The organism is Micromonospora sp. 4G55 (genome assembly GCF_016803375.1).
This window is the reverse complement of the sequence record NZ_JAEVHN010000511.1, coordinates 1-4478: the sequence shown is the minus strand read 5'-3', so window position 1 is coordinate 4478 and position 4478 is coordinate 1. Positions and strand designations below refer to the sequence as shown.

8 protein-coding genes are annotated in these 4478 nt (G+C 68.7%); all 8 read left to right on the top strand.

The window, feature by feature from the left end; genetic code table 11:
- The first annotated feature begins 216 nt into the window (after nt 1–216).
- Complete coding sequence (rpsJ, locus tag JNW89_RS28640) at nt 217–525, top strand: 30S ribosomal protein S10 (protein WP_007073037.1); 309 nt, start codon at nt 217–219, stop codon at nt 523–525.
- Between the two features lie 11 nt (nt 526–536).
- A complete protein-coding gene (rplC, locus tag JNW89_RS28635) occupies nt 537–1202 on the top strand; it encodes a 50S ribosomal protein L3 (protein WP_238451470.1) in 666 nt (221 codons plus the stop codon).
- Nucleotides 1199–1849 (top strand): 50S ribosomal protein L4, encoded by a 651-nt coding sequence (gene rplD, locus JNW89_RS28630; RefSeq protein WP_154941819.1) that lies wholly within the window; start codon nt 1199–1201, stop codon nt 1847–1849. The genes rplC and rplD overlap by 4 nt, the downstream gene beginning before the upstream one ends.
- A complete protein-coding gene (rplW, locus tag JNW89_RS28625) occupies nt 1846–2148 on the top strand; it encodes a 50S ribosomal protein L23 (protein ID WP_073834931.1) in 303 nt (100 codons plus the stop codon). Before rplD ends, rplW begins: the two co-directional genes overlap by 4 nt.
- A gap of 12 nt (nt 2149–2160) precedes the next feature.
- On the top strand, nt 2161–3000 hold the full coding sequence (gene rplB, locus JNW89_RS28620; RefSeq protein WP_088998353.1) for a 50S ribosomal protein L2: 840 nt from the start codon (nt 2161–2163) through the stop codon (nt 2998–3000).
- Nucleotides 3001–3012: 12 nt separating this feature from the next.
- Nucleotides 3013–3294 (top strand): 30S ribosomal protein S19, encoded by a 282-nt coding sequence (rpsS, locus tag JNW89_RS28615; protein WP_007073032.1) that lies wholly within the window; start codon nt 3013–3015, stop codon nt 3292–3294.
- 40 nt (nt 3295–3334) lie between these two features.
- Entirely contained in the window at nt 3335–3793 is a 459-nt protein-coding gene (gene rplV, locus JNW89_RS28610; protein WP_088960255.1) for a 50S ribosomal protein L22, read from the top strand.
- On the top strand, nt 3793–4478 hold a 686-nt coding region (gene rpsC, locus JNW89_RS28605; RefSeq protein WP_238451469.1), incomplete at its 3' end, for a 30S ribosomal protein S3. The genes rplV and rpsC, both read left to right, overlap by 1 nt.

The following is a 4478-nucleotide window of genomic DNA, read 5'->3' as shown; positions in this document are numbered from 1 at the left end:
CCCCTGGCGGTCAACCACCTCGCACGGCGTCCAGATCGCTGTGATGCGATCGGCGCCTTGACCCACCGCGTGGTCTGAGAATCGCTCCGGAGTCCCGGGGCGGAGCCTGGCCCGAGGGCGCGACACGCCCGACCGCGGGGGTCGGCGAAGTGGGCCTGTACCAGCCGGTACAGCGCCCGCAACACAGCGGCATCGAGAGAAGGAACAGAAGCCACCATGGCGGGACAGAAGATCCGCATCCGGCTCAAGGCCTATGACCACGAGGTCGTCGACTCCTCGGCGCGGAAGATCGTCGAGACGGTGACGCGTACCGGGGCGCAGGTCGCAGGCCCGGTGCCGCTGCCCACGGAGATCAACCGTTTCTGCGTTATCCGCTCGCCGCACAAGTACAAGGACTCGCGCGAGCACTTCGAGATGCGCACGCACAAGCGGCTGATCGACATCATCGACCCGACCCCGAAGACGGTCGACTCGCTCATGCGCCTCGACCTGCCGGCTGGCGTCGACATCGAGATCAAGCTGTAGGGACCGGACAAATGGACAGGCAAGTCAAGGGGATCCTGGGCGCAAAGCTCGGCATGACCCAGGTCTGGGACAACAACCGCGTTGTCCCGGTGACCGTGGTTCAGGCCGGCCCGTGCGTCGTCAGCCAGGTTCGTAGCGCCGAGAAGGACGGTTACTCCGCGGTCCAGCTCGCCTACGGCACGATCGACCCGCGCAAGGTCAAGAAGCCGCTGGGCGGGCACTACGCGAAGGCGGACGTGGCGCCGCGCCGGCACATCGTCGAGCTGCGCACCTCGGACGCCGAGGACTACTCGCTGGGCCAGGAGGTCACGGTCGAGCAGTTCCCGGCCGGCGTCACCATCGACGTCACCGGCAAGACCAAGGGCAAGGGCTACGCCGGCCCGATGAAGCGGCACGGCTTCCACGGTCTGCGCGCCAGCCACGGTGTGGAGCGCAAGCACCGCTCGCCGGGCTCCATCGGCGCCTGCGCCACCCCGGGTCGCGTCTTCAAGGGCACCCGGATGGCGGGCCGGATGGGTGGCGTGCGCTACACCGTCCAGAACCTGACCGTCCAGGCGGTCGACACCGAGAACAACCTCCTGCTCGTCCGTGGTGCCATCCCCGGCCCCAAGGGCGCGCTGGTCCTGGTCCGTACCGCGGCCAAGACCAAGGTGAAGAAGGGCGGTGCGGCCAAGTGACCACCGTTGACGTCCGCAACGTCGAGGGCGCCAAGAGCGGCTCCGTGGAGCTGCCGGCCGACATCTTCGACGTCCAGGCCAACCTCGCGCTGATGCACCAGGTCGTGGTGGCCCAGCTCGCGGCGGCCCGGCAGGGCACGCACAAGGTCAAGACCCGCGGCGAGGTCGCCGGTGGCGGCAAGAAGCCGTACAAGCAGAAGGGCACCGGTCGTGCCCGGCAGGGCTCGATCCGCGCGCCGCAGTTCGCCGGCGGTGGCGTGGTGCACGGCCCGGTCCCGCGCGACTACAGCCAGCGCACCCCCAAGAAGATGAAGGCCGCCGCCCTGCGTGGCGCCCTCTCCGACCGGGCGCGCGCCGGCCAGGTGCACGTCGTCGAGGCCTTCGTCTCGGGCGAGAAGCCGTCGACCAAGGCCGCTCTGGCCACGCTGGCGAAGCTGACCGAGGCCCGTCGGGTCCTGGTCGTGCTGAGCAGCGCCGACGAGCTGAACTGGGTGTCGCTGCGCAACGAGCCGCGGGTGCACCTGATCGAGGCCGGCCAGCTCAACACGTACGACGTGCTGGTGGCCGACGACGTGGTCTTCACCAAGGAGGCCCTGGACGAGTTCCTGGGCGTTCCCGCCGAGACCACCGAGGAGGGTGGCAAGTGAGCACGATCGCCGATCCGCGCGACATCATCGTCGCGCCGGTCGTCTCGGAGAAGAGCTACAGCGAGCTGAACCGGAACTGGTACACCTTCCTGGTGCACCCGGACGCCAACAAGACCGAGATCAAGATCGCTATCCAGCAGATCTTCAACGTCCGCGTCCTGACGGTCAACACGCTCAACCGCGAGGGCAAGCGCAAGCGCACCAAGACCGGTTTCGGTCAGCGCAAGGCGACCAAGCGGGCGATCGTGAAGCTGGCTGACGGTGACCGTATCGAGGCCTTCGGCGGCCCGGTCAGCTGAGGGGTGTAGACAATGGCTATCCGTAAGTACAAGCCGACGACGCCGGGCCGGCGTGGCTCCAGCGTCGCCGACTTCGCCGAGATCACCCGGTCGACGCCCGAGAAGTCGCTGCTGGCTCCGCTGCCGAAGAAGGGCGGACGCAACGCCCACGGCCGGATCACCACCCGGCACCACGGTGGCGGCCACAAGCGGCAGTACCGCCTGATCGACTTCAAGCGGGTCGACAAGGACGGCGTGCCGGCGAAGGTCGCGCACATCGAGTACGACCCGAACCGCACCGCGCGCATCGCGCTGCTGCACTACGCCGACGGCGAGAAGCGGTACATCATCGCGCCGAAGGACCTGAAGCAGGGCGACCGCGTCGAGTCCGGTCCGGGTGCCGACATCAAGCCGGGCAACAACCTGCCGCTGCGCAACATCCCGGTCGGTACGACGATCCACAACGTGGAGCTTCGTCCCGGCGGCGGCGCCAAGCTGGCCCGTTCGGCCGGCGTCGGCATCCAGCTGCTCGGCCGTGAGGGTGTGTACGCGACCCTCCGCATGCCGTCCGGTGAGATCCGGCGGGTGGACGTGCGCTGCCGCGCCAGCATCGGCGAGATCGGCAACGCCGACCAGTCGAACATCAACTGGGGCAAGGCCGGCCGCATGCGGTGGAAGGGCAAGCGCCCGACCGTCCGTGGTGTGGCGATGAACCCGGTCGACCACCCGCACGGTGGTGGTGAGGGTAAGACCTCCGGCGGTCGCCACCCGGTCAACCCGCAGGGTAAGCCCGAGGGCCGCACCCGTCGTAAGGGCCAGCCGAGTGACCGGCTGATCGTCCGCCGTCGCTACGCCACGCGTAAGCGCGGCTGAGGGAGATAAGACATGCCTCGCAGCCTGAAGAAGGGCCCGTTCGTCGACGACCACCTGCTCAAGAAGGTGGAGACGCAGAACGACAAGGGCTCGAAGAACGTCATCAAGACCTGGTCGCGGCGCTCGACGATCATCCCGGAGATGCTGGGTCACACGATCGCCGTGCACGACGGACGCAAGCACGTCCCGGTGTTCGTGACCGAGGCGATGGTCGGGCACAAGCTCGGCGAGTTCGCGCTGACCCGCACGTTCAAGGGTCACGAGAAGGACGACCGGAAGAGCCGTCGGCGCTGACGCCGCGGGCATACGGATAGAGGAACAAGGGGTTACAGCGATGCCAGGAAAGGGCGACGCTCCGGTGCTTCCGGGCGCGCGGGCGGTTGCGCGGCACGTGCGCATCTCGCCGATGAAGGCGCGCCGGGTGGTCAACCTCGTCCGCGGCCTGCCCGCGAAGGAGGCGCTCACGGTGCTGCAGTTCGCGCCGCAGGCTGCGAGCGAGCAGGTGTACAAGGTGCTCGCGAGCGCGATCGCCAACGCGGAGAACAACGAGCGGCTGGACCCCGACGCGCTGCTCGTCAGCGAGGCGTTCGTCGACGAGGGCCCGACCATGAAGCGGTTCCGGCCGCGGGCGCAGGGCCGGGCGTACCGGATCCGCAAGCGCACCTGCCACATCACCGTGGCGGTCGAGGCGGTCGCGCCGGCTGCGCCGAAGAAGGCCGCCGCGAAGAAGGCCGCCCCGGCGAAGCAGGCCGAGGCCGCTGAGACGGAGAGCAAGACGGAGGGCGCCGAGTAATGGGTCAGAAGGTTCACCCCACTGGGTTCCGGCTCGGCATCTCGACCGACTGGAAGTCCCGCTGGTTCGCGGACAAGCTCTACAAGGACTACATCGGCGAGGATGTCAAGATCCGCCGGATGATGTCCAAGGGCCTCGAGCGTGCCGGCATTTCGAAGGTCGACATCGAGCGCACCCGTGACCGGGTCCGCGTGGACATCCACACCGCCCGGCCGGGCATCGTCATCGGCCGGAAGGGTGCGGAGGCCGACCGGATCCGCGGCGAGCTGGAGAAGCTCACCGGCAAGCAGGTGCAGCTGAACATCATCGAGGTGAAGAACCCCGAGTCGGACGCGCAGCTGGTCGCCCAGGGCGTCGCCGAGCAGCTCTCCAGCCGGGTCAGCTTCCGTCGGGCGATGCGCAAGGCGATGCAGTCGGCGATGAAGAACCCGGTCTGCAAGGGCATCCGGGTCCAGGTGTCGGGTCGTCTCGGCGGTGCCGAGATGAGCCGGACCGAGTTCTACCGCGAGGGTCGCGTCCCGCTGCACACGCTGCGGGCCAACATCGAGTACGGCTTCTTCGAGGCCCGTACCACCTTCGGCCGGATCGGCGTGAAGGTCTGGATCTACAAGGGCGACGCCGTCCCGGGCCGGGAGGCTCCGGCCGAGGCCGGTCCGTCCCGCCCGCGCCGTGACCGCGGCGACCG

Coding starts and splice junctions, on each gene's coding strand:
- rplC (WP_238451470.1), top strand. CDS start 537: ATGGACAGGCAAGTCAAGGGGATCCTGGGCGCAAAGCTCGGCATGACC.
- rpsS (WP_007073032.1), top strand. CDS start 3,013: ATGCCTCGCAGCCTGAAGAAGGGCCCGTTCGTCGACGACCACCTGCTC.
- rplB (WP_088998353.1), top strand. CDS start 2,161: ATGGCTATCCGTAAGTACAAGCCGACGACGCCGGGCCGGCGTGGCTCC.
- rpsJ (WP_007073037.1), top strand. CDS start 217: ATGGCGGGACAGAAGATCCGCATCCGGCTCAAGGCCTATGACCACGAG.
- rplV (WP_088960255.1), top strand. CDS start 3,335: ATGCCAGGAAAGGGCGACGCTCCGGTGCTTCCGGGCGCGCGGGCGGTT.